Origin of the sequence: Streptomyces sp. NPDC050674, from assembly GCF_040654575.1 — a bacterium.
In the GTDB taxonomy this organism is placed as follows: domain Bacteria; phylum Actinomycetota; class Actinomycetes; order Streptomycetales; family Streptomycetaceae; genus Streptomyces.
Genome location: NZ_JBFAIG010000001.1, coordinates 83,587 through 108,898 on the forward strand (window position 1 = coordinate 83,587; position 25,312 = coordinate 108,898).

Annotated in this window: 24 protein-coding genes; 14 read left to right on the forward strand and 10 right to left on the reverse strand. The window is 73.7% G+C overall.

Annotated elements, in window-relative coordinates:
* Nucleotides 1-16 precede the first annotated feature (16 nt).
* The gene (locus AB0I06_RS00365) at nucleotides 17-967 is read left to right on the forward strand and encodes an NADP-dependent oxidoreductase (RefSeq protein ID WP_363116474.1); all 951 of its coding nucleotides are present in this window, start codon (nucleotides 17-19) and stop codon (nucleotides 965-967) included.
* 555 nt (nucleotides 968-1,522) lie between these two features.
* Here the strand turns inward: AB0I06_RS00365 and AB0I06_RS00370 are convergent.
* Together AB0I06_RS00370 and AB0I06_RS00375 are read right to left on the reverse strand one after the other, a co-directional pair.
* On the reverse strand, nucleotides 1,523-2,629 hold the full coding sequence (locus tag AB0I06_RS00370) for an NAD(P)-dependent alcohol dehydrogenase (protein WP_363116475.1): 1,107 nt from the start codon (nucleotides 2,627-2,629) through the stop codon (nucleotides 1,523-1,525).
* Nucleotides 2,630-2,652: 23 nt separating this feature from the next.
* Nucleotides 2,653-4,107 carry an aldehyde dehydrogenase family protein gene (locus tag AB0I06_RS00375; protein WP_363116476.1) on the reverse strand — a complete coding sequence of 485 codons (1,455 nt, stop codon included), beginning with the start codon at nucleotides 4,105-4,107 and terminating at the stop codon, nucleotides 2,653-2,655.
* A gap of 102 nt (nucleotides 4,108-4,209) precedes the next feature.
* On the opposite strand from AB0I06_RS00375, the gene AB0I06_RS00380 reads away from it, so the two are divergent.
* The 4 genes from AB0I06_RS00380 to AB0I06_RS00395 all read left to right on the forward strand — a co-directional run bounded on the left by AB0I06_RS00380 (nucleotide 4,210) and on the right by AB0I06_RS00395 (nucleotide 6,750).
* The gene (locus tag AB0I06_RS00380; protein WP_363116477.1) at nucleotides 4,210-4,647 is read left to right on the forward strand and encodes a MarR family transcriptional regulator; all 438 of its coding nucleotides are present in this window, start codon (nucleotides 4,210-4,212) and stop codon (nucleotides 4,645-4,647) included.
* A 204-nt stretch (nucleotides 4,648-4,851) separates the two neighbouring features.
* Entirely contained in the window at nucleotides 4,852-5,229 is a 378-nt protein-coding gene (locus AB0I06_RS00385) for an anti-sigma factor antagonist (protein ID WP_363116478.1), read from the forward strand.
* 128 nt (nucleotides 5,230-5,357) lie between these two features.
* On the forward strand, nucleotides 5,358-6,020 hold the full coding sequence (locus AB0I06_RS00390; protein WP_363116479.1) for a DUF4230 domain-containing protein: 663 nt from the start codon (nucleotides 5,358-5,360) through the stop codon (nucleotides 6,018-6,020).
* Nucleotides 6,021-6,204: 184 nt separating this feature from the next.
* Nucleotides 6,205-6,750, forward strand: a complete 546-nt coding sequence (locus AB0I06_RS00395; RefSeq protein WP_363116480.1) for a VanZ family protein — start codon at nucleotides 6,205-6,207, stop codon at nucleotides 6,748-6,750.
* Between the two features lie 33 nt (nucleotides 6,751-6,783).
* Here AB0I06_RS00395 and AB0I06_RS00400 read toward each other — a convergent pair whose 3' ends face one another.
* Both AB0I06_RS00400 and AB0I06_RS00405 read right to left on the reverse strand, forming a co-directional pair.
* On the reverse strand, nucleotides 6,784-7,020 hold the full coding sequence (locus AB0I06_RS00400; protein WP_031133568.1) for a hypothetical protein: 237 nt from the start codon (nucleotides 7,018-7,020) through the stop codon (nucleotides 6,784-6,786).
* 67 nt (nucleotides 7,021-7,087) lie between these two features.
* Nucleotides 7,088-7,897 carry an SDR family oxidoreductase gene (locus AB0I06_RS00405; protein WP_363116481.1) on the reverse strand — a complete coding sequence of 270 codons (810 nt, stop codon included), beginning with the start codon at nucleotides 7,895-7,897 and terminating at the stop codon, nucleotides 7,088-7,090.
* A 120-nt stretch (nucleotides 7,898-8,017) separates the two neighbouring features.
* Between AB0I06_RS00405 and AB0I06_RS00410 the strand changes: the two genes are divergently transcribed.
* The 4 genes from AB0I06_RS00410 to AB0I06_RS00425 all read left to right on the forward strand — a co-directional run bounded on the left by AB0I06_RS00410 (nucleotide 8,018) and on the right by AB0I06_RS00425 (nucleotide 12,341).
* A complete protein-coding gene (locus AB0I06_RS00410) occupies nucleotides 8,018-9,058 on the forward strand; it encodes a PHP domain-containing protein (protein WP_363116482.1) in 1,041 nt (346 codons plus the stop codon).
* Nucleotides 9,059-9,097: 39 nt separating this feature from the next.
* Entirely contained in the window at nucleotides 9,098-9,763 is a 666-nt protein-coding gene (locus AB0I06_RS00415) for an HAD family hydrolase (RefSeq protein WP_363116483.1), read from the forward strand.
* Between the two features lie 166 nt (nucleotides 9,764-9,929).
* Complete coding sequence (locus AB0I06_RS00420; RefSeq protein WP_363117005.1) at nucleotides 9,930-11,105, forward strand: FUSC family protein; 1,176 nt, start codon at nucleotides 9,930-9,932, stop codon at nucleotides 11,103-11,105.
* Nucleotides 11,106-11,312: 207 nt separating this feature from the next.
* Nucleotides 11,313-12,341: an SDR family oxidoreductase gene (locus AB0I06_RS00425; RefSeq protein ID WP_363116484.1), complete on the forward strand. Its 1,029-nt coding sequence runs from the start codon at nucleotides 11,313-11,315 to the stop codon at nucleotides 12,339-12,341.
* 121 nt (nucleotides 12,342-12,462) lie between these two features.
* Here AB0I06_RS00425 and AB0I06_RS00430 read toward each other — a convergent pair whose 3' ends face one another.
* The 4 genes from AB0I06_RS00430 to AB0I06_RS00445 form a co-directional block, all read right to left on the reverse strand.
* Nucleotides 12,463-12,738 carry a hypothetical protein gene (locus AB0I06_RS00430; RefSeq protein ID WP_363116485.1) on the reverse strand — a complete coding sequence of 92 codons (276 nt, stop codon included), beginning with the start codon at nucleotides 12,736-12,738 and terminating at the stop codon, nucleotides 12,463-12,465.
* Nucleotides 12,739-12,799: 61 nt separating this feature from the next.
* A complete protein-coding gene (locus AB0I06_RS00435) occupies nucleotides 12,800-14,089 on the reverse strand; it encodes an ROK family protein (RefSeq protein ID WP_363116486.1) in 1,290 nt (429 codons plus the stop codon).
* Nucleotides 14,090-14,205: 116 nt separating this feature from the next.
* Nucleotides 14,206-15,168: an aminoglycoside phosphotransferase family protein gene (locus AB0I06_RS00440; RefSeq protein ID WP_363116487.1), complete on the reverse strand. Its 963-nt coding sequence runs from the start codon at nucleotides 15,166-15,168 to the stop codon at nucleotides 14,206-14,208.
* Between the two features lie 30 nt (nucleotides 15,169-15,198).
* The gene (locus AB0I06_RS00445) at nucleotides 15,199-18,390 is read right to left on the reverse strand and encodes a cytochrome P450 (protein ID WP_363116488.1); all 3,192 of its coding nucleotides are present in this window, start codon (nucleotides 18,388-18,390) and stop codon (nucleotides 15,199-15,201) included.
* Between the two features lie 152 nt (nucleotides 18,391-18,542).
* On the opposite strand from AB0I06_RS00445, the gene AB0I06_RS00450 reads away from it, so the two are divergent.
* The 5 genes from AB0I06_RS00450 (at nucleotide 18,543) to AB0I06_RS00470 (ending at nucleotide 23,671) form a co-directional block, all read left to right on the forward strand.
* Nucleotides 18,543-19,190, forward strand: coding sequence for a PAS domain-containing protein (locus tag AB0I06_RS00450; protein WP_363116489.1), 648 nt, complete (start codon nucleotides 18,543-18,545; stop codon nucleotides 19,188-19,190).
* 104 nt (nucleotides 19,191-19,294) lie between these two features.
* A complete protein-coding gene (locus AB0I06_RS00455) occupies nucleotides 19,295-19,789 on the forward strand; it encodes an FBP domain-containing protein (protein WP_363116490.1) in 495 nt (164 codons plus the stop codon).
* A 111-nt stretch (nucleotides 19,790-19,900) separates the two neighbouring features.
* Complete coding sequence (locus tag AB0I06_RS00460) at nucleotides 19,901-21,154, forward strand: aromatic acid exporter family protein (RefSeq protein WP_363116491.1); 1,254 nt, start codon at nucleotides 19,901-19,903, stop codon at nucleotides 21,152-21,154.
* 46 nt (nucleotides 21,155-21,200) lie between these two features.
* A complete protein-coding gene (locus AB0I06_RS00465) occupies nucleotides 21,201-22,349 on the forward strand; it encodes a hypothetical protein (protein ID WP_363116492.1) in 1,149 nt (382 codons plus the stop codon).
* Between the two features lie 128 nt (nucleotides 22,350-22,477).
* Complete coding sequence (locus AB0I06_RS00470) at nucleotides 22,478-23,671, forward strand: lactonase family protein (RefSeq protein WP_363117006.1); 1,194 nt, start codon at nucleotides 22,478-22,480, stop codon at nucleotides 23,669-23,671.
* On the opposite strand, the gene AB0I06_RS00475 is transcribed toward AB0I06_RS00470, so the two are convergent.
* Together AB0I06_RS00475 and AB0I06_RS00480 are read right to left on the reverse strand one after the other, a co-directional pair.
* Nucleotides 23,639-24,367 carry a DUF2470 domain-containing protein gene (locus AB0I06_RS00475; protein ID WP_363116493.1) on the reverse strand — a complete coding sequence of 243 codons (729 nt, stop codon included), beginning with the start codon at nucleotides 24,365-24,367 and terminating at the stop codon, nucleotides 23,639-23,641. The genes AB0I06_RS00470 and AB0I06_RS00475 overlap by 33 nt on opposite strands.
* A gap of 90 nt (nucleotides 24,368-24,457) precedes the next feature.
* Nucleotides 24,458-25,300 (reverse strand): pentapeptide repeat-containing protein, encoded by an 843-nt coding sequence (locus tag AB0I06_RS00480; protein WP_363116494.1) that lies wholly within the window; start codon nucleotides 25,298-25,300, stop codon nucleotides 24,458-24,460.
* Nucleotides 25,301-25,312: the final 12 nt, after the last annotated feature.

The window sequence follows — 25,312 nt, forward strand, 5'->3', positions numbered from 1 at the left end:
GGCACGCTGGTGGACCATGAGCACACAGAACACGATGCGAGCCATCAGCCAGGACGTCCTCGGCGGCCCCGAGGTCCTGAAGGAAGTGGAGATCGAGCGCCCGGCACCCAAGCCCAACGAGGTGCTGGTCCGGGTGCGGGCCGCCGGGGTCAACCCGACCGACTGGAAGCACCGCGCCACCGGCGGATTCCTGGGCGAGCCGCCCTTCGTCCTCGGCTGGGACGTCTCCGGGGTGGTGGAGGCGGTCGGCATCGGTGTCGTGGCCTTCGCGCCCGGTGACGAGGTCTTCGGCATGCTGCCGTACCCCTACGGGCACGGCTCGCACGCCGAGTACGTCATCGCCCCCGTCCGGGCCCTGACCCGGAAGCCGGCCGGCGTCGACCACGCCCAGGCGGGCGCGCTCCCGCTGGTCTCGCTCACCGCCTGGCAGGCGCTGACCGAGCACGCGGACCTCCGGCCCGGGCAGCGGGTGCTGATCCACGCCGCGGCGGGTGGAGTCGGACATGTGGCGGTGCAGATCGCCAAGGCGCGAGGCGCCTACGTGATCGGCACGGCGAGCGCGGGTAAGCACGGGTTCCTGCGCGAGCTCGGCGTCGACGAGCCGATCGACTACCGCGAGACGGACGTCACCGAGGCCGTGAAGGACGTCGACGTCGTCCTGGACACGATCGGCGGCGACACCTCCCTGCGCTCGCTGCGGGTGCTGCGCGCGGGCGGTGTGCTGGTGTCGATCCTCCCGGGCGGCTCGGACGAGCTCTACGAGGAGGCCGGGCGGCTCGGGGTGCGGGCGCTGCGGATGCTGGTGGACGCGGACCGCGGCGGCATGGAGGCGATCGCCGGCCTGATCGAGCAGGGGAAGCTGCGCGCCACGATCGCCGGGACGTTCCCGCTGTCCGACGCGGCCGGGGCGCACACCCTGGGAGACACCGGCCGCACGACGGGCAAACTGGTGCTGCTGAACGACTGACCGGGCGTCCGGCGCGGTTTGGGCGGCCAGTCGGGCGAACCGGACGCGCAGGACCGGGCCGCGCGAGCACGCGGGCCAGGACACACCGAGCCGCACGGGCACGCGGGCCCCAGGGCACACCCAACTGCGCGGGCACGCGGGTCGGGGCAGACCGAACAGCGCGGGAACACTGGCCAAAGCCCACCCAGCCGCGCGTGCTGCGGGTCGGGGCACACCGGACAGCGCGGGCGCGCAGGCCAGGACACGCCGAGCCACACGGGCACGCGAACCCAGGGCACGCCCAGCCGCGCGGGCACGCAGGCCGGGGCTTGGCTGCGGGCGCTGGGGTCGGCTTCGGTTCGCCCGGTGGGGCGGTCGGGTCGCCGTGAACGGCGCATCCCGAGACGGACGAGTTGCCGGAGGACCTGGCGGCCGGCCGCCCGGATCTCGAGTTACCGTCCCGAGCCGTACGGCCAGGCGGGCGTGCGGGGGATGGGCCCGAGGGGCCGGTCAAGCGCCGGCCCCGGCACGGTCCGCAACCAGGCCCGCAGGGCCGCGGAGCCGCCTGTGGCGGTGTCAGAACGTCAGAACCGGCTTGATCGTCTTGCCCGACCGCATGTCCTGGACCGCCCGGTCGATGTCCCCGAAGGGATACGTGCTGATCAGGCGGTGCAGCGGGAGGCGGCCGTCCTTCACCAGGCGGACCAGGGCCGGGATCATGGTCTGGGTCTCGCTGTCGCCGAGGGTGAGGCCGACGATCCGCTTGCCACCGAGGAGACCGTTGACGTCGAGGGCGACCTCCGTGCCGAAGGGCGGGGCGCCGACGACGACCAGCGTGCCGCGGGCGGCCAGCGCGTCGACGCCCTGGCGCAGGACGCCGACGTTGCCGGTGGTCTCCACGATCCCGTCCGCGCCCTGCCCGCCGGTGATCTCCGCGAGGGCGGGGGCGAGGTCCGTCCCGCTGGTGTCGACGGTGTGGGTGGCGCCCAGTTCCGTGGCCAGCGACAGGCGTTCGGCGACCCGGTCGACGGCGACGATCCTGGTGGCGGGGGTGAGGGCGGCCGCCATCACGGCGGACAGGCCGACCGCTCCGGCGCCCAGGACCACGACGGTGCCGCCGGTCTGCGGTTTCAGGACGTTCCACACGGCCCCGACACCGGTCTGCACGCCGCAGCCCAGCGGGGCGATCGACTCCAGCGGCACGTCCGGGTCGACCTTGACGAGGCTGCGCTCGTCCGCCAGGGCCCGCTCGGCGAAGGAGGACTGGCCGAAGAAGTGGCCGCCGAGGGCCTGGCCGTCCCGGCTGATGGTGCTCGTCCCGTCGGCCCGGCTGCCGCCGATCAGGTTCAGCGGCAGCCAGGTCGCGCAGTAGGCGGGGTGCCCGCCGCGGCAGTTGCGGCAGTCACCGCAGGAGGTGAAGGAGAGCAGGACGTGGTCGCCGGGTGCGACGCCGGTGACGGCGGGGCCGACGGCTTCCACGACGCCCGCCCCTTCGTGACCGAGGACCCCCGGCAGGGGGAAGGGCAGTCCGCCGCTCGCCACCCCGAGGTCGGTGTGGCACAGACCGCCGGCGACCATGCGGACCAGCGCCTCGTGCGGGCCGGGCTCGTCGAGGACGACGTCGGAGAGGGTGAAGGGCGCGCCGCCGGACTCGACGACCGCGGCACGGGTGGTGGTGGGCATCGCGATGACTCCTTGACGGTGTCTCAGCCGAGCGAGACGACGACGGACTTGACCTTGGTGTAACCGGCGAGGGCTTCGGGCCCGTACTCGCGGCCGTAGCCGGAGTCCTTGACCCCGCCGAAGGGCACCGCGGGGTCGAGCATCGCCCAGTCGTTGACCCAGACGATGCCCGCCTGGAGCCGGTCGGCGACCCGGTGGGCGCGGGCGAGGTCGGTGGTCTGGACGCCCGAGGCCAGTCCGTACGGCGTGGAGTTGGCGAGGGCGACGGCCTGGTCCTCGTCGTCGAAAGGCTGGACGGTGAGAACCGGGCCGAAGATCTCCTCCTGGATCACGCGGGAGTCGTTCGCCAGGTCGGCGATGACGGTGGGCTTGTAGTAGTAGCCGCCGTCCAGGTCGAGCCGCTCACCGCCGCAGACGATCCGGGCGCCCTCCTTGCGGGCCAGGGCGACGTACTCCTCGACCTTCTTCAGGTGCTTCTCGGCCGCCATCGGGCCGACGACCGTGGCCGGGTCGCGCGGGTCGCCGACCGGCACACCCGGCACGGCCTCGGCGAGGATGCCGAGCAGGGTCGGATACACCGAGCGGGCCACCAGCAGGCGCGGGCCGCCCATGCAGAACTGGCCGGTGTTGAAGACGAAGCCCTTGATGACGGCGCCGACCGCCTTCTCCATGTCGGCGTCCTCGAAGACGAGGTGGGCGGCGTTCCCGCCGAGCTCCATGGTGACGGGCTTGAGGGCCTCGCCCGCGACGCTCGCCACATGCCGGCCGATCGCCGTGGAGCCGGTGAAGGCGACCTTGTCGACGCCCCGGTGCCGCAGCAGCGCCTCCCCCGCCACCGGGCCGGTGCCCGTCACGACGTTCACCACGCCGTCCGGCACCCCCGCCTCCTGGAGCAGCCGGGCCATGTACAGGGCGCTCAGCGGGGTCTCGTCGGCGGGCTTGTGGACGACGGTGTTGCCGGCCGCAAGCGCCGGGGCGAGCTTCGAACCGGCCAGGATGAGGGGGAAGTTGAACGGTGTGATCGCGGCGACCACGCCCAGGGGCTCGCGCTTGGTGTAGGCGAGGGCGTTCATCGGGACGTCGCGCAGGGCGCCGTCCTGGCTCTGGGCGAGGCCGGCGTAGTACTCGTAGTCGTTGGCCGCGTTGGCCACGTCGACCGCGCCGCACAGGGTGATCGGCTTGCCGACGTCGAGGCTCTCCAGGGCGGCGATCTCGTCGGCGTTCTCGCGGATCAGCCCGGCGACCCGGTGCAGCACCCGGCCGCGCTCCCGGCCGCTGAGACCGGACCAGGCGCCGTCGTCGAAGGCCTCGCGGGCGGCGCGTACGGCCGCGTCGACGTCGGCGGGGCCGGCCTCGGCCACGGTGGTGACGACGGTGCCCCGGGACGGGTCGACCACTTCGGTGCGTGCCCCATCGGCTGCCTCGCGCCATCGGCCCCCGATGAACAACTGCCCGGGTGTGCTCTCGAAGGTGGTCATCGCCGCTCCCAGCGTCGTCGCCAAGACTTCAACAAACAGGTTTCCTGTCTGTGCACAGACTGCGCACAGACAGGAAACCTGTCAATGGTCTAGCCTGCCTCCATGCTCGACTCACAGGTGACCAAGGCGCCCCCTTCCCTGCTCTACATGGTCAAGCAGGTGGAGCTCGTCGTGCGCTCCCATCTGGACGAGCTGGTCAGACCCTCCGGCATCACCGCTCTTCAGTACACGGCGCTGACCGTGCTGGAGCGGCACGACGGGCTGTCGGCCGCCCAGCTGGCGCGCGACTCCTTCGTCACCGCGCAGTCCATCGCGGACCTGGTCCGCTCCCTGGAGGGCCGCGGACTGGTGCGCCGGGAGCGCAACCCCCGCAACCGCCGTGAGCTGCTGATCCTGCTCACCGACTCCGGTCGCGAGCTGCTGGCCCGGCATGCCGGACCCGTCCGGGAGCTGGAGGACCGGATGGTGCGCGACCTCACGGCACACCAGGCGGAGCAGTTCCGCCAAGCGCTCACCAAGGCCTGGCACGCCCTGTCGTAACCCCCGGCCCTCCGCGGCGCACCCCCCGCAACGGCACCGGCGCACACTCCGGCGCGAACCTCGGCCATCTCGGCCGCAATTCAAAGACATATGTCAATCGAACATGCTGAAATTCACTCGATGGGGGGTAACTTGCGGGACGGGGAACGGTGTTGAGGCCGTAGCCCCCCCCCACGCACGGAGCAGGCTGGAGGCGATCTCGTCGTGCGGCAGGAACCTGCACCGCTCACCCGGCATCTGCGCGTCCGCCAGGAACGGGGGCACACGGTGCTGGAGTTCCGCGGCGAGATCGACCTCGCCGCGGCCACGGAGATCACCCCGCATCTGGACCGGGAGACGGGCCGCCCCGCCGCCCGGGTCGTGATCGACCTCAGCGGGATCGAGTTCTTCGACTGCTCCGGCCTGCGCCTGCTGTACCGGGCCCGCAGCCGGGTGCTCGACCGGCGCGGACAGGTGCTCCTGGTCTGCTCCCACCCGCTGACCCTGCGCGTCCTGCGGATCACCGGGCTGTCCCGGCTGCTGCCCCCGCAGCCGACGCTGGAGGCGGCACTGGAGCGGCCGGAGGCGACCTCCCACCCCTGACCGCGTGCGCCCCGATCAGCCGCGTCAACAACGCTGCGGGTCAATACACCTAGGTCGCCCGATCCTGAACCCGGCGGTCTGGCGGCGGAAGTGGCGGGCATCCGGACAGTAGGAAGGAGGGCCGTCGCATGACGACTCCCGTCAAGCGCCTCCCTGGGCGCATGCCCGGCTGGGCGAAAGTGGTGGCCGCGCTCGTGCTGGTGCTCGTCGTGTTCTTCGCCGGGCTCCGGCTGAGCGTGCTCCCGGGCCTGAAGGACCTGTTCGGCACCGAGACGCACGACCGGTCCGGTCCCGCGCTGCTGAAGTCCATCCAGGACATCAGCCGTTACGACGCGGCCTCGGGCAACTTCCAGGTCGTCGTGGACCTGGAGAAGGACACCAAGCTCCTGCCCGACGCGATCCGCGGCACCCGCACGCTGTACGTCGGCGCGGGCACCGTCGACGCCTACGTCGACCTGGGCAAAATCGGCGAGAACGACGTGAAGGTCAACGAGGACCGCACGTCCGCCACCCTCCGGCTGCCGCACGCGCGGCTGGGCAAGCCCGCCCTCGACCCCGACCGTTCCTACGCGGTCTCCAAGCAGCGCGGTCTCCTCGACCGCCTCGGCGACATCTTCTCGGACAACCCCAACGGCGAGCAGGCCGTGCAGAAGCTCGCGGTACGGCACATCGGAGACGCGGCGAAGGAGAGCGAGCTGACCGCTCGCGCCGAGTCGAACACCACCGGCATGCTTCAAGGCCTGCTGCGCTCCCTGGGGTTCAAGGAGGTGCGGGTCTCCTACGGCAGCTGATCGGCCTCCGCGGAGCCGGGGCGGCGGTGGAGTGCCCCGGCGCAATGCGGGCAACCGAGGGTGGGAGCGGTCCCCGGCGAAGTCGCCGGGGACCGTGGCCGGTAACGACCCCCCACGGCATCGTCGGCCCGCTCGGGGGTAACCGCCTTGTCACGCCGGGACGTTGAAGAGTGGAGGACACCTCATGGCCAGTGCAGCCTCACGTCCCCGGACCACCGGGTCCGGGAGCGAGCGACGCCCGCTCCCGTGGCCCGCCCGGCTGCTGGCGATGCTGTGCGCGTTCCTGTTCATGGTCGCCTTCGCCGTGGTGCTGGCCCGGCTGACCCTCCAGCCCTCCCCCGCCTCGGAGGCCCTGACCCACAGCAACCTGACACCGGGCAACTCCCTGAAGGCCTATCTCGACCAGCCCGAACTGCGGGACGCCGTCAAGCAGATCGGCGGCAACATCCTGCTGGGCATTCCCTTCGGCGTCCTGGTGCCCGTGGTCGCGCCCCGCACCCGCGGCATTCTGCGCGTGCTGTTCCTGACCGCGATCGTGATGCTCCTGGTGGAGTTCGCGCAGGGCGCCCTGATCACCGGGCGCGCCTTCGACATCGACGACGTCATCCTCAACACGACGGGCGCGCTCATCGGCTACCTGCTCCTGGGGCGCCGCCTCAGCAGGGCCGTGCACGCGCGCAAGCCGCGACGGAGCCGCGCGGAGAGGGAACCGTCGGCCGGCAAGGCCTGACGCACGGCCGCCGGGGCCGGGCGCGGACACGGCCTAGTGCACGGTCCAGGTGAACTTGTCGCCGCCCACCCAGCGGACCACGTCCGGATCGTCCATGTCGTGCACGGTGATGCCGAACGCGGCCGCGGCGGCCAGCACGTCGGTGACGGCCCGGGCCTCCCCGACCACCTGGCCGTCGATCTGCACGATCCGGAACGGCGGTGTGCCCGGCTGTACCCCGAGCACCATGATCCGCGGGTGGGATATGTACGGGCTCGCGCTTTCGGTCATGCTTCGAGCGTAGAACGCAACCGGCGCCCGCGCGGGTTCAGGGCGCTCGCCGGACCGGCCGGGCCCTTCAGGGGCGACGCCAGTCGTGGCCGGTCAGATGGGAACCGGCCTGCGGGCCCATGCGGAGCATGCCGCCGTCGACGCTCCAGGACGCCCCGGTGACGTACGAGGCGTCCGGGCCGGCCAGGAAGGCGATGACGGCGGCGACCTCACGGGCGTCACCCGGCCGGCCGAGCGGGATGCCAGGGCGGCTCTCGGTGTGCGGGTCGGTGTCCTCCTGCCCGGTCATGGGCGTGGAGATCTCCCCGGGCGCGACGGCGTTGACGGTGATGTGGTGCTCGGCCAGTTCGAGCGCCATGACCTGGGTGAGCAGCCCGAGACCGCCCTTGGCGGCGCAGTAGGGGGCGGCGCCCACCCGCGGCTGGTGCTCGTGGACCGACGTGACATTGATGATCCGGCCGCCCTCACCGTGCCCGATCATGTGCCGGGCCGCCTTCTGCCCGCACAGGAACGGTCCGACGAGGTCGACGTCCAGGACCTCGCGCACGTCGGACAGCTCCAGGTCGAGGAAGGGCGTCATGGTGCCGGTGCCGGCGTTGTTGACCAGCACGTCGATGCGGCCGAGCCGCTCGCACAGCTCGTCGACGGTGTCGGCGGCGTCGGGCAGCCGGGTGAGGTCCATCCGGGCGACCTCGGCCCGCCGCCCGTGCGAGCGCACCTCGTCGGCCGTCTCCTCGGCGCCCTCGCGGTCGCGGTGGTAGGTGATGCCGACGTCCATGCCCGCCTGTGCCAGGCGTACGGCGGTGGCCCGGCCGATGCCGGAGTCGGCGCCGGTGATCACGGCGACTTTGCCGGGTGACGCGCTGGGGTCGGGCATGAGGGGGCCTCCAAGTCGGCGGGGTCGGGACGATCGCAGTACCCGGGGGGAAACCGGGCAAACGGCGCCTGCCGGGTGCGGCCCGCGGGGCGCTGGGGAACCCTTGAGGTGGAGGTGGCGATGGACCCCGTCGAGGCACTGGACCGGATCGCCTTCCTGCTGGAGCGGTCCCTGGCACCGACCTACCGCGTACGCGCCTTCCGTACGGCGTCGCGGGTGCTGAAGGACCTGGGCGAGGACGAGGTGCGTCGGCGGGCGGCAGACTGCTCGCTCGAGGGGCTCAAGGGGGTCGGCCCGAAGACCGCGCAGGTGGCGCGGGAGGCGCTGGCCGGGCAGGTGCCGGGCTATCTGGAGAAGCTGGAGGGCGAGGCGCACGAGCCGCCCGCCGTGCGGGGCGGGCAGCAGCTGCGGGCGCTGCTGCGCGGGGACTGCCATCTGCACTCCGACTGGTCGGACGGCGGCAGCCCGATCGAGGAGATGGGGCGGGCCGCAGCGGAACTCGGTCACGAGTGGGCGGTGCTGACCGACCACTCGCCCCGGCTGACGGTCGCGCGCGGGCTGTCGCCCGAGCGGCTGCGGGAGCAGCTGGACGTGGTCGCGGAGCTGAACGAGACCTGGGCGCCGTTCCGGCTGCTGACCGGCATCGAGTGCGACATCCTCGAGGACGGCACCCTCGACCAGGAACCGGAACTGCTGGACCGGCTCGACGTGGTGGTGGTGTCGGTGCACTCCAAGCTGCGCATGGACGCCCGGTCGATGACCCGGCGGATGGTGGCCGCCGTACGCGATCCGCACTCGGACGTGCTCGGGCACTGCACCGGGCGGCTGGTGACCGGCCGGGGGCGGCCGGAGTCGGAGTTCGACGCGGACGAGGTGTTCGCGGCGCTCGCGGAGACCGGCACGGCCCTGGAGATCAACAGCAGGCCGGAGCGGCTCGACCCGCCGCGGCGGCTGCTGCGCCGGGCCGTGGACGCGGGGGTGCTGTTCTCCGTCGACACGGACGCGCACGCGCCCGGGCAGCTGGACTGGCAGATCAACGGATGCGCGCGGGCGGAGGAGTGCGGGGTGCCGCCGGAGCGGGTGGTGACCACGTGGTCCCTCGATGAACTTCTGGCCTGGACACGTGAGCGGCGGCTGCCGTCCGGCGTGGCGGGCGGCTGACGTGGTACCCGCGCGGCCGGAGAGAAAGGGACTGCACTTATGGGAAGCGCGGGACGGGCGGCCGTGTTCGATGTCGACGGCACGCTGGCGGACACCAATCATCTGCATGTCGTGACCTGGTGGGAGGCCTTCAGGCAGGCGGGCCACCAGGTGCCGATGCACGCCCTGCACCGGGCCGTGGGCCTGCCGTCGACCGACCTGATCGCCCATGTGCTGGGCGACGACCGGGACACGGACCAGGACGCCGACATCAGCGCCGGGCACAAGGCGCTGTACGGGCAGTACTTCGACCGGCTCCCCGCGCTGCCGGAGGCCGGGGCGCTGCTGCGGCGGCTGCACGGGGACGGCTGGACGGTGGTGCTGGCCACCTCGGCGGGCGGGGCGGAACTGGGCGCGCTGCGCCGGGCGATCGACGCGGACGAGGCCATCGCGGCCACGGCGAGCGCCGACGACGTCGACGAAGGCAAGCCCTCCCCCGAGCCGGTCGAGCACGCCCTGGAGCTGGCGGGGGTGCCGGCGGAGCGGGCGGTGTTCGTCGGCGACACCGTGTGGGACATGCGCGCGGGAAGCAGGGCCGGGGTGCGCTGTGTGGGCGTCCTGTGCGGCGGCGTCCCGCGTGCCGACCTGGAGGAGGCCGGCGCGGACGCGGTCTACGCCGACCCCGCCCACCTCCTGTCGGTCCTCGACGGCAGCCCGCTGTCGTGAAGGGGCGTGAAACCCCCGGTCACGCGGATACCCGCAGCGCATGACGCGTGTGACGAGTGCCGTACGGCGGGTGACGGGAGGCCTGCGCGGCCGAAGGAACGGGGACGGGGACACGGACAAGGACACGGGAGCGCGACCCCGGGGAGCGCCGACGGCCCGTGGGCGGATGCGTGACCTGGAGCGGGGAGCGCGCGCCGCGCGACCGGTGGATGCCGTGCGGCGTGACGCGCGAGGCGCCTGGAACGCCGTACGGGCGGCGTGGCACGGGCCCGGGCGGGAGCGGGATCTGGTCGTCCAGTCGCTGAAGGCGGCCGGGGCGGCGGTGCTCGCCTGGCTGGTGGGAGGCGTCTGGATGGGCGATCCACTGGCCCTGATGGCCCCCTGGGTGGCGCTGGTGCTGGTGCAGGCCACCGTCTTCAGCTCACTGGTCCAGGGCGCCCGGCAGTTCGGGGCGATCTGCGTCGGCACCCTGGTCGCCTCGGGGGCGCAGGCGATCACCGACGACACGACGGGCGCGCTCGCCCTGTCCGTGCCGGTGCTGATGCTGCTGGCGAACTGGCCCCGCTTCGGGGACCAGGGCATCTATGCGGCGACCACGGCACTGTTCACCCTCTCCTCCGGCATGGTGAGCCTGTCCGCCGTCGGGCACCGGGTGGGCCAGGCGGCGATCGGCGCGGTCATCGGCGTCGCCGTCAACGCGCTCGTCCTGCCCCCGATCCATCTGCGGGACGTGCGGGAGAACCTGGCGGCGCTGGCCCGGGAGGCGGGGGACGTTCTGCACACCGTCGCCGCCGACCTGCGGAAGGGTGAGTGGGACGCGCAGACCGCCTACGGCTGGGTCCGGGCCTCGGCCGGGCTGGACCACCGGCTGAAGGCGCTGCGTTCGGCGCGCCGGTGGAGCCAGGAGAGTCTGCGCCTGACCTACGCGCCGCTGCGCGCCCTGCACCGGGTGCCGCACGAGCTGCCGTCGGTGGACGAGGACGAGCGGCTCGGCCGGGTGACCGGGCATGTCACCACGCTCACCCGGGCCCTCGCGGTGTCGGTGGACGACAACCGGACGCCGGCCCCGCCGGAGGGGCCCGCCCTGCGCGCGTACGCGCGGCTGCTGGAGCTGATCGGGGACGCCCTGCGCGCGGAGGCCGACAGCCTGCGCGACGGCGGCGAGACCGCGCAGCCGGACGAGGAGGCGGAGAAGGCCATGCGGGAGCTGCACGAGGAGTTGCAGGAGAAGTTGCGCCGTCAGGCCGGGGAGGGGGCCGCCCGTACCGCCGTCCTGGGCACGCTGCTCCTCCAGGCGGAGAACCTGTGGGCCGAGACCGCCCCGGGCGAACGGGAGCGGTGACGCACCTCACCGGCCGGGGGTCCCCCGCGCGGAACACCCGGCGGTTGTTGCCCGTTGAACAAGACGTGGGTCCGGGCAGGACCCGTCCCTGAGCCGCCCCGGCCGTGATTCCCCCGTCCGGCCGGGGCTTTCCCTCGTCCACGTGCAATCCGCTCCACCCGGGTACTCGGCACCTCACGCGGAACACGCGGCCGAGAGGAGCGCACGGTGAGCAGCGGAACGGGCAAGCGCGTCGTCGTCACGGGGGCCACCGGCAACGTGGGTACCAGCGTGGTGCGCCTCCTGTGTGAGGATCCGGAGATCGACTCGGTGCTGGGGCTGGCCCGGCGGATCCCCGACTGGTCGCCTCCGAGGACCGACTGGGCCGCCGTCGATCTGGCCTCCGAGCGGTCCGACCTGAGGGAACGGTTCACGGACGCCGACGCGGTGATCCATCTGGCCTGGGCGTTCCAGCCGACCCATGACCCCGCGGCGACCTGGCGCACCAATGTGCTCGGCAGTATGCGGGTCTTCGAGGCGGTGGCGGCGGCAGGAGTGCCGACGCTCATCCACGCCTCGTCGGTCGGCGCGTACTCGCCGGGTCCCAAGGACGAGGCGGTGGACGAGTCCTGGCCGACCCACGGCTGGCCGGACGCCGCGTACTGCCGGGAGAAGGCCTATCTGGAACGCGCGCTGGACACGTTCGAGCGCGACCACCCGGGGACGCGGGTGGTGCGGATGCGGCCCGCCTTCCTCTTCCAGCGGGAGTCCGCGAGCGAGCAGCGCCGCATCTTCGGGGGACGCTTCCTGCCCGGCCCGCTGGCCCGCCCGGAGCTGCTGCCCTTCCTGCCCGACATCCCGGGGCTGCGGGTGCAGGCGCTGCACACGGACGACGCGGCGAACGCGTACCGGCTGGCCCTGCTCTCCGACGTCCGGGGCGCCTTCAACCTGGCGGCCGACCCGCCGGTCGACGCGGGGCTGCTGGGCGAGATGTTCGACGCGCGTCCGGTGCGGCTGCCGCGCACCGCGGCGCGGTCGGCGATCGCCGCCGCCTGGGGCCTGCATCTGCTGCCCGCCTCCCCGCACCTGTTCGACGCGGTGCTGCGGCTGCCCCTGATGGATGCGGCGCGGGCGCGCAGGGAGCTCGGCTGGCGGCCGGAGCACACGGCGCCCGTGGTGCTGGAGGAGTTCCTGCTGGGCCTCCGGGAGGGCGCGGGGGCGAGCACCGAACCGCTGCGCGGGCGCAAGGTGGGCTGACTGAGCCGGGGCGCTCGACGGGGGCACCACGCAGGCCCTCGTCGAACGCCCCGGGACATGCCCGAGGGCCGCAGCCGACCCCCACAGCCGGCTGCGGCCCTCGGTGGGATGCCCTCCTCCGTCAGGCGGAGGGCTCGTCCGGCACCGGGTGCTCGGGGTGAACCGCTCCCGAGCGCGGTGCTCCTTGCCGGCCCGTCCCCGCTTCGTCCGTGTCGGGGACGTCACCGGCGGGCTCGTCGGTCTCGTCGTCGCTGTGCTGCCGCTCGTTCTTCCCGGTGCCCGTGAAGCGCGGGGCGACCTCCCACGGGTCCTCGCCGTCGTCGGCCTGCTGGTCCGGCATGTCCCGCGGTATGGGCTCACCGTTCTCGCCGGGTCCCTCGAGGCGGTGGTCGGTCACGGCGTGCTCCCTTCTGTGGTCCGGGCGCCACGCGAGTACCTCCGCGGTGATCGGCGAAACCTCAGCGGGGAATCCGTTCCTGAAGTGCCGTCCGCCAGGCGGGGAGCTGGTCTTTCGGTGCCGGGTCGGGGCGCCGCCCGCCACGCGCGAAGAAGTCGGCCAGGGGCAGGATCGCGGCACCGACCGTGACCGCGTCGGGCCCGAGCCGGCCGAGGTCGACGGTGACCTTCCCGGCCGGGTGGCGCAACGCATACGACATGGCGTGCCGGCGTACGGCGGGCAGGAAGCGCGCGCCGAGCGCCAGACCGGCCCAGCCGCCGATCAGGATCCGCTCGGGCTGGAAGAGGTTGATCAGGTCGGACAGGCCGGCACCCAGGTACTCGGCGGTCTCCTCCAGGACGGCCAGCGCCACGGGGTCGGCCGCCGTGCCCTCGGGCGGGTAGGCGGCGGCGAGCATCGTGGTCAGGGCGGTCTCCTCGTCGGTGCCGTCCGGGACGCGGCCGCCCTCCTCCCGCCAGCGGGCGAGCAGTGACTCGGCGCCCGCGTACGCCTCCAGGCAGCCGGGGGCCCCGCACCGGCAGCGGCGGCCCCGGACCCGTACCGTCAGATGCCCCCACTCCACGGCGCGGCCCTGGTCGACGTCGGGGGTGACGAGGCTCGCGCCGACGCCGGAGCCGAAGAGCACCACGACGGCGTTGCGGGCGCCGCGTCCGGCGCCGAACCACATCTCGGCCTGGCCCAGCGTCTTGGCGCCGTTGTCGATGAAGTACGGGACGGTGTCGGGCAGCGGGGAACCGGCGCGCAGCAGCGCCTCCAGCGGGACGGCGTCCCAGCCGATGGTCTGCCCGTGCACGAGGGCGCCGCGGTCGGGGGTGCGCTCGACGATGCCGGGCACGCCGATGCCGACGCCGAGGAGCCGCTCGGGGGCGAGGTCCGCGGTGTCCAGTACCTCGGCGATGCCCTGCCGGATGTGGTCGACGATGACCTCGACTTCGTACCGCTGCGGCGCGAGCGGGTGCTCGGCGCGGGCGAGTTCGGTGAGGGTGAGGTCGAACAGCTCCACGCGGACCCGGGTCTCGCCGACGTCGACGCCGATCATGTGGCCGCTGCCGGGCGCGACGCGCAGCAGGGTGCGGGGGCGGCCGCCGTCGGAGTCGACGCTGCCGGCCTCCTCGACCAGACGGTCGGCGACCAGGTCGGCGACCACGTTGCTGACGGAGCCGGAGCTCAGCCCGGTCGCCGGACCGAGTTCGAAGCGGCTGAGCGGACCGTCGAAGTAGAGCCGTTGCAGCACCGCCGTGCGGTTGGCCCGCCTGAGGTCGCGTACCGTGCGCCCGTTGCGCGCCACCATGTGAATCCCCTCGCATCCCCTGTCCGACCTGCAACATACCGTCGGGCGGGGCTCGGCGCGACATTCCTCCACCCCTTATTTCACGATGTGAGCTAACCGGTGACCGACCGGGCGGTTCAGGAGCCCTCGGCGATCTCGTCCAAGGCCGCGACGAGCTCCGGGCCCACCCTCTCCCGCACCCATCGCTCCTGCTCCTCGCCGGCCTGCCGGGGAACCGTCTCGGTGAGCATGATCAGGTACAGGTAGGCGCGGTACAGGGCGAGCCGCAGGCGGCCCGTGACGCCGAAACCGGTCCGGCCGCCCTCCTCCCGGTAGCCCGCGAGGAACGCCTCGTCGTCCCGGATGTCCCCGAGCAGCGCCAGGGAGACGAAGTCGGCCAAGGGGTCGCCCCAGAACATGCGCTCCCCGTCGATGAGGCCGCCGATGCGGGCCCGTCCGCCGGTGCGGTCGACGAGGATGTTGCCCCGCCACAGGTCGAAGTGGACCAGACACGCGTCGGTGACCTCGTCGAGGGCGCCGTACGCGGACGCGGCGGTGGCAGCCACCGCGTCGACCGGGCGCGGCAGCCGGGCCCCGTAACGCCGGGCGTCGTCGAGGACGGCGTCGAACATCGTCGTGAACGCGGTCCGCCAGTCGGCCGCGAGCGGGCCGAGGGCGCCGGAGGGGTAGCCGAAACCGGGTCCCCTCACGCAGTGCAGGCGGGCCACCTGACGTCCCAGTTCCGTCCGCAGGGCGGTGTGCTCCGCGTCGGTGAGCGTGTCGTCCCACGGCTCGCCCGGGACGGCCGTCATCAGCAGGTAGTCCTCCCCCGCGGACACCTCCCGCGGGGCGGGGACCCCGGCCCGGGCGGCCGAGCGGTAGAACTCGGCCTCGGCGACCAGCAGCCGCTTCTCGTGCCGCATGCCGGGGACGGCCGCGGCGGGCGGGATCTTCAGCACGTAGCGGACGCCGTCGGTGAGGCGGAGTTCCTCGACCGTGTTGTAGGTGCCGCCGGTCAGCGGGGCGAGGTGGGCGAGACTGCCGGGGTCCAGGCCCGCCGCCTGAAGGATGTGCCGGGCCCGTTCCCAGGAGTCCACCACCGTGTGCCCACCTCTCCCCTGCCGTCGCGGTCAGCCGGCCGCGTACACGTCCTCGACGTAACGCCCGTCCGCGATCAGCTCGTCGAGCCACTGCTCGGCGGCGGCCTCGTCGGTGCCGTCGGCGGTCCGCGGGTGCTTGCGGTACAGCGTACGGAACGCCTCCCGCACCCCGGGCGCCATTCGGGAACCGTCTCCGCAGACGTACACCCGCGCTCCGGCGTCCAGCAGGGCCATGACCTCCTCGGCCTCGGCGGCGATCCGGTGCTGCACGAACCGCACCTCGCCCTCGGGGGTCTCGCTGAACGCCGGGCGCAGGGAGACGGCTCCGGCGGCCTCGGCGGCGCGCAGCTCCTCGGCGTGCAGGAAGTCCGCGTCGGGGGCGTCACAGCCGAAGTAGCACAGGGCGGGGGCGAGTTCGGCGCCCGCGGCGACGGCCGCCGTGCGGTCGGCGATGACACCGCGGAACGGGGCGAGGCCGGTGCCCGCCGCCACCATGACGACCGGTGCCGCATCGCCGGTGACGTCGATGCGGAAGGCCTCCCGGCACGGCTGCACGCGTGCGTACACGGTGTCACCCGGTTCGAGGGTGGCGAGGTGGCCGGAGCCGGTGCCCCGGTAGACGCCCCTGCCGGAGCGGGCCGGTGCCTCCAGCAACGAGACCATCAGATCCACGTGGCCGGGGTCGACGGCGGGCGAGGAGGAGATGGAGTAGTGGCGGGGGCGCAGCGGGGTGAGCAGGTCCAGCAGCTGCGGCCAGTCCAGCGCGCCGCGCAGCGCCGGGTGGTCCTCCAGGATCTCCACCAGGGTGCGCGGGTCGTCGGTGAGGGCGGCCAGGGCCGCGCGCTCCGGCGGGCACGGGTTGGCGGCGGCGAGCGCGGCCAGCTGCCCGGCGCTCGGGCGCTCCTGGAGCTCCACGTGGTGGGTGAGGAGCTGCCGTACCGTCAGGGGCCGGTCCACGGCGATGCCGTCGCGGCGCGGGCGGGTGGCGCGGATGTCCAGGACGGTGTCGAGGTCGGCGCCCAGCGCGGTGGCGGCGCGGGTCACGAGGTCCGGGGCGTTGGCGGGCAGGACGGTGAGGTGGTCGGCGGTGCGGTAGGTGACGCCGTCCGGCAGCGCCACCCGGACGAACCGCTTGCGGCGGGCGTATCCGGGCGCCGTCAGGTCGCGCGCCTCGGTGACGCGCATGGGGACGAGGCCGTGCCGTTCGGCGAGGGCGTCCAGCGGGCCGCCGGTCAGGGCGCGGACCTCGTAGGCGGTGGCGGGTCCGGGGTCGGCGTCCGTGGCGTCCGGGTCGCCGTAGCGCTCCAGCAGGGCGGTGCGCAGGGACGCGGTGAAGGCGCGGACGGTGCCGGCGAGGTCGCCGGAGGCGTCGGCGGCGGCGCGCTCCAGCAGGCGGCCGGCGCCGGACGCGGCGAGCCGCTCGTCGATCCGGGTGGGGACGTGCTGGTAGGTGGCGGCCCAGTTGCGGTCGCCGACGCCCAGGACGGCGTACGTCACGCCGGACAGGTCGTGGGTCTCCTCCAGCCGGGCGGTGAAGGCGGTGGCGTCGTCGGTGGGGCGGCCGTTGTAGGAGGCGGCGGTGATGACGACGGGGCGGTCGGCGGGCAGGCCGCCCGCGTAGGCGTCGAGAGGCGCCACCTCGGTGGCACAGCCGATCGCGGCGGCCTCGTCGGCGAGTTGGGCGGCGAAGTCGCGGCAGGTGCCGTAGTTGCTGCCGTGCAGGAAGAGGGCGGCGGTGCCTGGGCGGACGCGGGCGGGCAGGCCCTGCGGCTCGGCCGACTCGGCGTCCTGGACCGGGGCGGCGCCGGGCAGCGGCGGGTGGACGCGGTCGGCGGCGGTGCGCGGGGTGAGCGCCAGGGTGAAGCCCTCGGGCTTGAGGGTGAGGGTCTCCTTGACGGTGAGCCGGTAGTCGGCGTGGTCGCTGAGCCGGTAGCGGTGGACGATCATCGCCAGCAGCATGGTCGCCTCGTGCAGGGCGAACTGGCGTCCGATGCAGGCGCGTTCACCGGTGCCGAACGGCTTGAAGGCGTGTACCGGCCGCTCGGCCTCCGCCTCGGGCGTGAAGCGGGAGGGGTCGAACAGCTCGGGGTTGTCGCCCCACACCGGCTGCCGGTGCAGCATCGGGGTGAGGACCAGGGCGGCCTGCCCGGCGCGCAGCGGGATGCGGCCGCCGAGCAGGGTGTCCTCGCGGGCCTGCCGGGCGAACACGGCGGCCGTGGGCCACAGGCGCAGGGCCTCGTTGAGCACCTGCCGGGTGTAGGTCAGCCTGCCGACCTCGTCGTACGTCGGCTCGGGGTCGGCCCGGTCGCCCCACAGCGCGTCGACCTCGCGCTGCACCAGCCGGAGCGCCGTGGGGTGCTTGGCGAGGTAGTACAGCGCGAAGGACATGGCGCCGGAGGTGGTCTCGTGGCCGGCGATTAGGAAGGTGATGACCTGGTTGCGGATGTTGGCGGTGTCGAGGGTGGTGCCGTCGGCCGGGTGTGCGGCGGTGAGCATCAGGGCCAGGAGGTCGTCGGCGTCGCCCTGGCCGGTGCCGGTGCGGGCGGCGATCACCTCGTCGACGACCCGGGCGAGATAGGCGGAGTCGTCGCGGAAGGCCGCGTCCCGCGCCGAGTAGTCCTGGCCCGGCACGCGGGCGAGGCGGGTCATGCTCCACTCCAGGCAGCGGACCATCGACTCGACGAAGGGATGCGGTTCGTCCCGTTCGAAGGAACCGAAGTCGTAGCCGAAGCCGGCGAGCCCGATGGTGTCGAGCGTCATGCGGGTCATGTCGTCGGGGACGTTCACCGGCTGCCCGGCCCGGGCGTCGCGGTCCCAGGACGCGATGAGCCGGCGGGCCACCTTCAGCATCACCGGGTGGTAGGTGCGCATGGAGCCCAGCGCGAAGGCGGGCATCAGGATGTCGTGCGCCTTGGCCCAGTTGGGTTCGTCGTTGTAGGCGGTGAACAGGCCGTCGGCGGCGAACTCGCGGACGTTCTCCAGACCGGGCCCGATGTGCTTGGCGAACCGCTGCTCGTCCGCGAGGTCGGCCACGAGATCGAGGTCGCCCACGAACAGGATGTCCCGCCCGTACAGCCGCCGCACGAACACCGGCCCGTGCTCGCGCATCAGGTCCATGGCCTGCTGGACGGGCGCACCGCCGGGGCCGGTGGCGGAGATGTCGGCGACGGGGACGCCGGGGAGGGCGTCGGCGGTCGGGGGAGTCTGTCCGGTGGGGGGCATGACGCGGCAACTGCCTTTCGCGCTACGGAAGTACTGCGCTCCAGCGTGATCCACGGGGCCCCGGGGACGGTGCCGTGGCCCTACATGATTGTGTAGGGGGAGCAGGTGCGCCGCTCTTGCGCGGGAGCGGCCCGGCATGGCAGGAGAGGCTCGTGGACCTGGCCCGTCAGGAGGCCGTGACCTGGCGCAACCGCGCCCTGCTCCTGTTCGACCGGGTGGCGATGCCGGTCGCGGTGTGCGACGTCTACGGCGCGGTGCTGCTGGCCAATCCGGCGATGGCCGCGGAGTGCGGGACGACGCCGGGGCGGCTGCGCGGGCGTGACGTGCTGGACCTGTTCAGCCCGCGGGAGGCCACGCAGGTGGAGCGCATCGCCGAGGCCCTGCGCCTGCGCCACCGCTCGCGCTATCAGGTGTCGGTGCGCTGGCGGGCACCCGGCGGCGCGGAGCGGCACGGCGAGCTGACGGCGGATCCGGTCAGCGACACCGCGGAGGACACCCCGGCCCTGCTGGTGATGCTGCGGGTGGACGCCGAGCCGGTCCCCTCCCCCGCCGCTCCTGCCGAGCGGGAACGGGTGACACCGGGGGAAGCGCGCATCCTGGCCCTCCTGGCCGCCGGCGCCACGACGGCCCGGGCGGCCCGCGAGACCGGCCTCACCACCGACGGGGTGACCTATCACCTGCGTCGCCTGTCCTCCCGCTGGGGCGCGTCGAACCGTACGGAGCTGGTGGCCCGGGCGTATGCCCTGGGGGTGCTCGGGGCCGGGGTGTGGCCGCCCGCCCCACCGGCGGACGAGGCCTGACGAAAACTCGGTGGCACCGCTTCACCGCGGCTGCCTACCCTGGCCCGGTCCACGAAACCTAGACCCCCTAGGTTTCGCACCGACCACTCCCGAGGAGCCCTCCCGTGCAGCCGCTCACCGAGCAGGACATCCGTGCCTCCTTCATCAACTGCTCGAAAGGAGAGGCCAAGCGCCTGACCGTGCCCCGGGACCTCGACGAGCGACCCTGGGGCGACCTCGACTTCCTCGGGTGGCGGGACCCGGGAGCACCGGATCGCAGCTATGTGGTGACCGAGCGGGACGGGCGGCTCGTCGGCGTCGCGATGCGGTTCCAGGCCGCGCAGCGCGGGTTCCTGCACCGCAGCATGTGCTCGCTGTGCCTGACGACCCACCCGCGGGGCGGCGTCGCGCTGATGACCGCGCGCAAGGCCGGCCCGGCCGGGCGAGAGGGCAACTCCGTCGGGGTCTACATGTGCACCGACCTCGCCTGTTCCCTGTACGTACGCGGGAAGAAGACGCCGGAGACCGGGTCACGGTTCGAGGAGAGCCTCACCCTGGAGGAGCAGATCGCGCGGACCACACGCCGGCTGGCCGCCTTCCTCGACAAGGTGTCCGCCTGACCGCCCTCGGTCGCCCCCGCTTTCCCCCGGCACTAACGTCCTTCGTGAACGTCCTGCATGGATGTGATCATGGATGCGTTCGTGACGCCGGGGAAGGGGAACTGCCCGAGGATGCGAGAGGTACGTGAGTGGACGGCGCACGTCGAGCGGATCCTGCGCAAGCGCCGTGATCCGGTGGTCGTGCAGACGCTGCGGTCCGCGACCGCGGCGACGATCGCGTATGTCATCGCGCTGCGGCTGAGCCCGGAACCGGCACCCCTCACCGCTCCCCTGACCGCGCTGCTGGTCGTCCAGGTGACGCTCTACGCCACGATCACCAACGGCTTCCGGCGGGTGAACGCCGTGGTGACCGGCGTCCTGGTCGCCATCGCGTTCAGCCTGCTGGTGGGTCTGACCTGGTGGAGCCTGGCGCTGCTCCTCGTGGCGTCGCTGGCCGTGGGACGGCTGGTCCGGGTGGAGGAGTACGTCCCCGAGGTCGCGATCAGCGCGATGCTCGTCCTCGGCGTCACCACCGTCGGGGACACCGCCTGGGCCCGGGTGGTGGAGACGCTGATCGGCGCGGGCGTCGGACTCGCCTGCAACCTGCTGCTGGCTCCGCCGGTGTGGGTGGAGGAGGCGGGCGAGTCGATCGAGGGCCTGGCGCGCCGCCTGCGCCAGCTGATGCTGCGCATGGGGGAGGAGGCCGCCGACGGCACGCCCGTGCACCGCGCCGAGAAGCAGCTGCACGAGGCGCGCCGGCTGGACCACGACATCGTCGAGGTGGACGCGGCCCTGCGGCAGGCCGAGGACAGTCTGCGGCTCAATCCGCGCGTGCAGGACAGCGTGCTGCACCGGGTGGTGATGCGCACCGGCCTGGACACACTGGAGATCTGCACGGTCGTGCTGCGGGTGCTCGCCCGCTCCCTCACCGACCTCGCCAAGGAGCGTGAACCGGAGCCGCTGTTCGAGCCCGAGACGGGCGCCGCCCTGGAACAGTTGCTGTCCGAGATCGCGGACGCGGTGGTGAGCTTCGCGGTGCTGGTGACCACCCACCTCAGCGCGAGCGCGGAGTCGGCGGAGGAACGTCTCGCCGCGGAACTGCGCACGGCGGCGGGCACCCGCGACAAGCTGGCCCTGCTGCTGCGCGAGGAGGCCGAACGCGACCCCGGGCACTGGCAGCTGCCGGGCGCCGTCCTGACGGAGGTCAACCGCATCCTCGACGAGCTCGACACCGAGCACCGCACCCGGCGCCTGTTCGAGGAGCTGGACCGGGTCTCGCGGGAACAGCGCGCGCGGATGCCCCGGCTGACACGGCTGCGGGAGCGGCTGGGCGTCACGGAGCAGCTGTGGCGGAACCGCGCGGGGTTCGGCGGGCGTTCTCGCTGAGGGAGCGCCGGCAGGGGGCCGGCCCCCTGATGCGAGGAGCGGGCCGATGGCCGACACGACCGTGCGGATCGACGGGAACACACTGCGGCTGCCGGGCGGGGTGGCGGTCCGCTTCATCCGCACCCTGCGCCTGCCGGAGACCGGCACCCATCCGCTGCCTCCGGGGCTGGGCGAGTTCCCGGTGCGGCGGGTCGCGGACTACGCGGACCGGGTGCCCGAGGAGTGGCGGTCGCGCGGCGGTGTGATGCTCCCCGTGTATCTGCGTGAGGCGATGTGGCTGAGCTTCGCGGGCACCTCGGAGCCGGCCGCCCTCCAGGTCGGCGTCGGCAAGGTGTGCGCGGTCTCGGGCCGCCCCTGGAGCGACCGCCTGGCGCGCGGCCCGCAGAACTACGTGGTGCTCCCCCGCCAGCCCTGGCTGGACGGCATCAACTCCGGCACGGGGACGGTCCGGCAGTTCGTGGCCGTCCCGCTCGGCCTGGGCGCCACCGTCGAGGGGCAGGTCACGGGCGAGGAGGTGTGGGGCGGGGTCCAGTTGCAGTCCTTCGCGCTGAACCAGCGGGAGCTGGCGCGGTGGCGCGAGGAGGAGCGGCAGCGCGCGAAGCGGACTCGGCTGATGCCGCCGCCGGGTGGCTACGGTGCCGCGACGCCGGGCGGCCTGCCCACCGCCGCGTCCGGCGGCTTCGGCGCCGCGATGCCCATGGCGGCCCCGCCCGCGTCCTTCGGGGCCCCGATGCCCATGGCGGCCCCGCCCGCGCCGGGGGCGGTCCCGGCGCCCGCAGCCGCTGCCGCACCGGCGAGTGCTCCGCGCGCGGCCGTGGCGATGGGCCTGGGCGTCGGCGGCTCCATGCGGCAGGAGGTGTACCAGGACGACCGACCGCTCTCGGACTGGTCGCAGGCCCCGGCCGGGCGGGTGTTCGTGCACCTGGTCACGCCGCCGGAGTGGCGCCGCATCACCGGCGAGGCAGCGCCGCCGTCGCCGGTGGACCGGGCCGCGTACACCCGCGCGGGCCTGCCCTGGTTCGACTGGTTCGACCAGGACGCGGAGGATCTCGCCCCCACGGACACGCTCCAGTCCGTCAAGCCGGTCGGTGACTGGATCGGCGACGACCACGAGCCGTGGCAGCCGCCCACGCCGGGGCAGACCCGGCGGCTCAAGGACGCCCCGGGCGAGCCGATCGAGGACGGGAACTGGTAGCCCGCCCTTCCCGGCGCCCTTTTCGGCCCTCTCCCCGCGCGCCACCCCGCTGCCGTGTTTGCACCCGACGGCGGTGAAACGCCAAGGTGGCTGTCACGACGGGGACCGGTGACGACCTGAGGGGCGACATGGACAGTGGTGGCTGGAGCAGGCGCCGGTTCGTCGGCGCACTGGCGGGCGGGGCCGCCGCGGCGGCCCTGCCGTCCTGCGACGACGCACCCGCGCCCACGTCGCCGCCGAGCACGGCGCCCGAGGTGAGTGCCGGCCCGTCCCGCGCGGACCGGCGCCCCTCCGGGCCCCGCCCGCTCCACCTCGGCACCTACACCTCCGTCGAGGGCGGCGGCAAGGGCATCGGCCTGGCCACGTACGACCCGGACACGGGCCGGATCAGCGCCGACGGCACGATCACCGGCGTCGGCGACCCGTCGTACCTCGCTCTCCACCCGGACCGCGGCACGCTGTACGCGGTGGACGAGCGCGACGCGGGTGCCGTGACGGCCGTCCGGCTGTCCGACCGGAAGGTCCTGGGCAGCCGCGGTACCGGCGGCGCGGCCCCCTGCCATCTGTCGGTGCACCCGGGCGGACGCTGGCTGCTCAGCGCGAACTACGGCTCGGGCAGTGTGGCGGTGCACCCCATCGACGCCTCGGGCGCGCTCGGCGAGCGCACCGCCCTCGTACGGCACTCCAGCCCGCTGCCCGGCCCCGGCCAGGAGGGCCCACACGCCCACCAGTTCGTCACCAGCCCGGACGCAGGCCATGTGCTCGCCGTCGACCTGGGGACGGACACCGTCTACACCTACCGGCTGGACGAGAAGGCCGGCACGCTCACCGAGGTCGCGCAGGCGCACACCCGGCCGGGCGCCGGACCGCGCCACCTCACGTTCCACCCGGGCGGCCGGTACGCCTACCTCGCCAACGAGGCCGACAACACGGTGGCGGTCTGCGCGTACGACCGGGCCTCCGGCCGGTTGACCGTGGGCGAGGCGCAGTCCACGGGCACGGGTTCGGGCACGAACTATCCGGCGCAGATCCTGGTGACCGCGAACGGCAGGTACGCCTACCTCGCCAACCGCGGCCACAACAGCCTCACCCGCTACGCCGTCGAGGCCGGCGGCGCCCGGCTCAGGCTGCTCGACACGGTGCCGGTCGGCGGGGACTTCCCGCGTCAGATCGCCTTCTCGCCGGAGGGCACACTGCTGTTCGCGGCGAACCAGAAGTCCTCCACCGTCACCGTCTTCCACGTGGACGAGGCGAGCGGCGAACTGCGCCGCGCGGGCGTGCCCTTCCCCTCACCCGTCGCCGTCTGTGCGCTGCCGCTGTAGGGCCCGCGGGCAGGACGCCGCACTGGCCTGCGACAGCAGGGTGTGCATGCGCTCGGTGAGCTGCGCGACGTCGTCGGCGGGCGCGTGGAACGCCAGGCGTACGTCGCCGTGGGCGCGGGCGCGTTCGATGCGCAGGGTCAGTCCGTGCCGGTCGACCGCGAGCGGCTGGACCCGGACGGCGCCGTACAGGCTGCCGGAGTCGACGAGCCGGGTGAGCCGCTCGACGGCGTCGGCGTGGCAGTCGGCGAGGTGGGTCAGCAGCCGGGCCTCGGCCGTGGTGAGCGGGTCGGGCGCTGCGCCGGCGAACTCGTCGAGGTCCACGACCACGGAACCGGACGGCCTGCGCAGCACCACCCGCGTGGGCGTGAGGACGAGTTCCTCCCCCTCGGCGGCGAACCAGCCGGCCAGCCACAGCCGGGCGCGGATGCGGCTGCGGACGGAGACGGGTGCGACGTCGGCGAACTCCAGCACCGCGGACGGCTCGCCGCGGGGCGCGCAGATCGCGGCCGCGAGCAGGGCACTGTCCTCGGGCACGGCCAGACGCACCCGGCCGTCCTCGTCCACGCTGTGCGCGCCGACGAGTTCCTCTCGCATGCCCTGCGCGGTCACCGCGCAGGACCACGCGGCGGCGAGCACCGAGCGCGCCCGCTCCGCGGCGGCGGGAGCCGCCGTCCAGCCGTGGCTGTCGTCACCCATCCCAGACCTCCTTAGGTAAGCCTTACCTAACCTACCGAAGATCGAGGTGCACGCCAACCACGACGGGTTCTTCGGCGATCGGGAGCTGCCTCAGACCCGCGCTGTCCAGTGCCCGGGGCGGGCGACCGACGTGGGCAGCCGGGTCCCGGCGCTCCCCCGCGCCGCGTTCAGCTGCGGCTGGGTGAGGAAGAACGCCCCGGTCAGGTCGGCGTCCGTGAGGTCCGCGTCGCGCAGATCGGCGCCGATCAGGTCGGCGCCCCGCAGGTCAGCGCCGGTGAGGTCGGCGGCGATGAGGTAGGCGCCGCGCAGGCTGGCACCCCGCAGGTCGGCACCCTTGAGACGGGCGCCCATGAGGTCCGCCCCCCGGCGGTCCTTCTTACGGCCCCCGATGCCCGCCCTGGCCAGCTCGCTCGTCCTCAGCAGCAGGACGTTGACCTCTTGGCGGTGCGCCGCCACGTCCAGCGCGGCGAGCTCCTCGGGGGTCATGGCGGTGAGTTCCCGGGTCTTGTCCAGCGCCTTGCGCAGGTCGGCGTGGACGGGGCGGGCCGCCGGCAGGGTGAGCGCCTCGCTCAGGTACCACAGCAGTTCGTGCAGCTGCCGGACGACCGGGAACACCTCGAACATGCGGCGGGCCCGCTCCGGCGGACCGGTCCGCCAGTCCTGCCCGCCGAAGGTGATCTGCGAGACGTGCTGCCCGGCGCCGAAGCAGTCGTAGACCGTGCAGCCGGTGAACCCCTTCTGCCGGAGCCTGGCATGGATGCCGCAGCGGTGGTCCTCCCGGAGATTGCGGCAGGGCGTGCCTGCGGCCTTGTCGACCGCGAAGTCGGCCGAGGCGGCGAAGGGCAGGGCGACGCAGCACAGCCCGAAGCACCGCTCGCAGTCGCCGCGCAGTTCCGCCTGCCCGGCCTGATGATCTCGCATGCCGTTCAGCATACGAAACGACAA

Bases quoted from the DNA above. Each gene is read 5' to 3' on its own strand.
- AB0I06_RS00370 (WP_363116475.1), bottom strand. From the start codon at position 2,629: ATGCCCACCACCACCCGTGCCGCGGTCGTCGAGTCCGGCGGCGCGCCC.
- AB0I06_RS00470 (WP_363117006.1), top strand. From the start codon at position 22,478: ATGGACAGTGGTGGCTGGAGCAGGCGCCGGTTCGTCGGCGCACTGGCG.
- AB0I06_RS00435 (WP_363116486.1), bottom strand. From the start codon at position 14,089: ATGGTGGCGCGCAACGGGCGCACGGTACGCGACCTCAGGCGGGCCAAC.
- AB0I06_RS00395 (WP_363116480.1), top strand. From the start codon at position 6,205: ATGGCCAGTGCAGCCTCACGTCCCCGGACCACCGGGTCCGGGAGCGAG.
- AB0I06_RS00460 (WP_363116491.1), top strand. From the start codon at position 19,901: ATGCGAGAGGTACGTGAGTGGACGGCGCACGTCGAGCGGATCCTGCGC.
- AB0I06_RS00390 (WP_363116479.1), top strand. From the start codon at position 5,358: ATGACGACTCCCGTCAAGCGCCTCCCTGGGCGCATGCCCGGCTGGGCG.
- AB0I06_RS00375 (WP_363116476.1), bottom strand. From the start codon at position 4,107: ATGACCACCTTCGAGAGCACACCCGGGCAGTTGTTCATCGGGGGCCGA.
- AB0I06_RS00380 (WP_363116477.1), top strand. From the start codon at position 4,210: ATGCTCGACTCACAGGTGACCAAGGCGCCCCCTTCCCTGCTCTACATG.
- AB0I06_RS00405 (WP_363116481.1), bottom strand. From the start codon at position 7,897: ATGCCCGACCCCAGCGCGTCACCCGGCAAAGTCGCCGTGATCACCGGC.
- AB0I06_RS00365 (WP_363116474.1), top strand. From the start codon at position 17: ATGAGCACACAGAACACGATGCGAGCCATCAGCCAGGACGTCCTCGGC.
- AB0I06_RS00420 (WP_363117005.1), top strand. From the start codon at position 9,930: ATGCGTGACCTGGAGCGGGGAGCGCGCGCCGCGCGACCGGTGGATGCC.
- AB0I06_RS00475 (WP_363116493.1), bottom strand. From the start codon at position 24,367: ATGGGTGACGACAGCCACGGCTGGACGGCGGCTCCCGCCGCCGCGGAG.
- AB0I06_RS00410 (WP_363116482.1), top strand. From the start codon at position 8,018: ATGGACCCCGTCGAGGCACTGGACCGGATCGCCTTCCTGCTGGAGCGG.
- AB0I06_RS00445 (WP_363116488.1), bottom strand. From the start codon at position 18,390: ATGCCCCCCACCGGACAGACTCCCCCGACCGCCGACGCCCTCCCCGGC.
- AB0I06_RS00465 (WP_363116492.1), top strand. From the start codon at position 21,201: ATGGCCGACACGACCGTGCGGATCGACGGGAACACACTGCGGCTGCCG.
- AB0I06_RS00400 (WP_031133568.1), bottom strand. From the start codon at position 7,020: ATGACCGAAAGCGCGAGCCCGTACATATCCCACCCGCGGATCATGGTG.
- AB0I06_RS00415 (WP_363116483.1), top strand. From the start codon at position 9,098: ATGGGAAGCGCGGGACGGGCGGCCGTGTTCGATGTCGACGGCACGCTG.
- AB0I06_RS00480 (WP_363116494.1), bottom strand. From the start codon at position 25,300: ATGCTGAACGGCATGCGAGATCATCAGGCCGGGCAGGCGGAACTGCGC.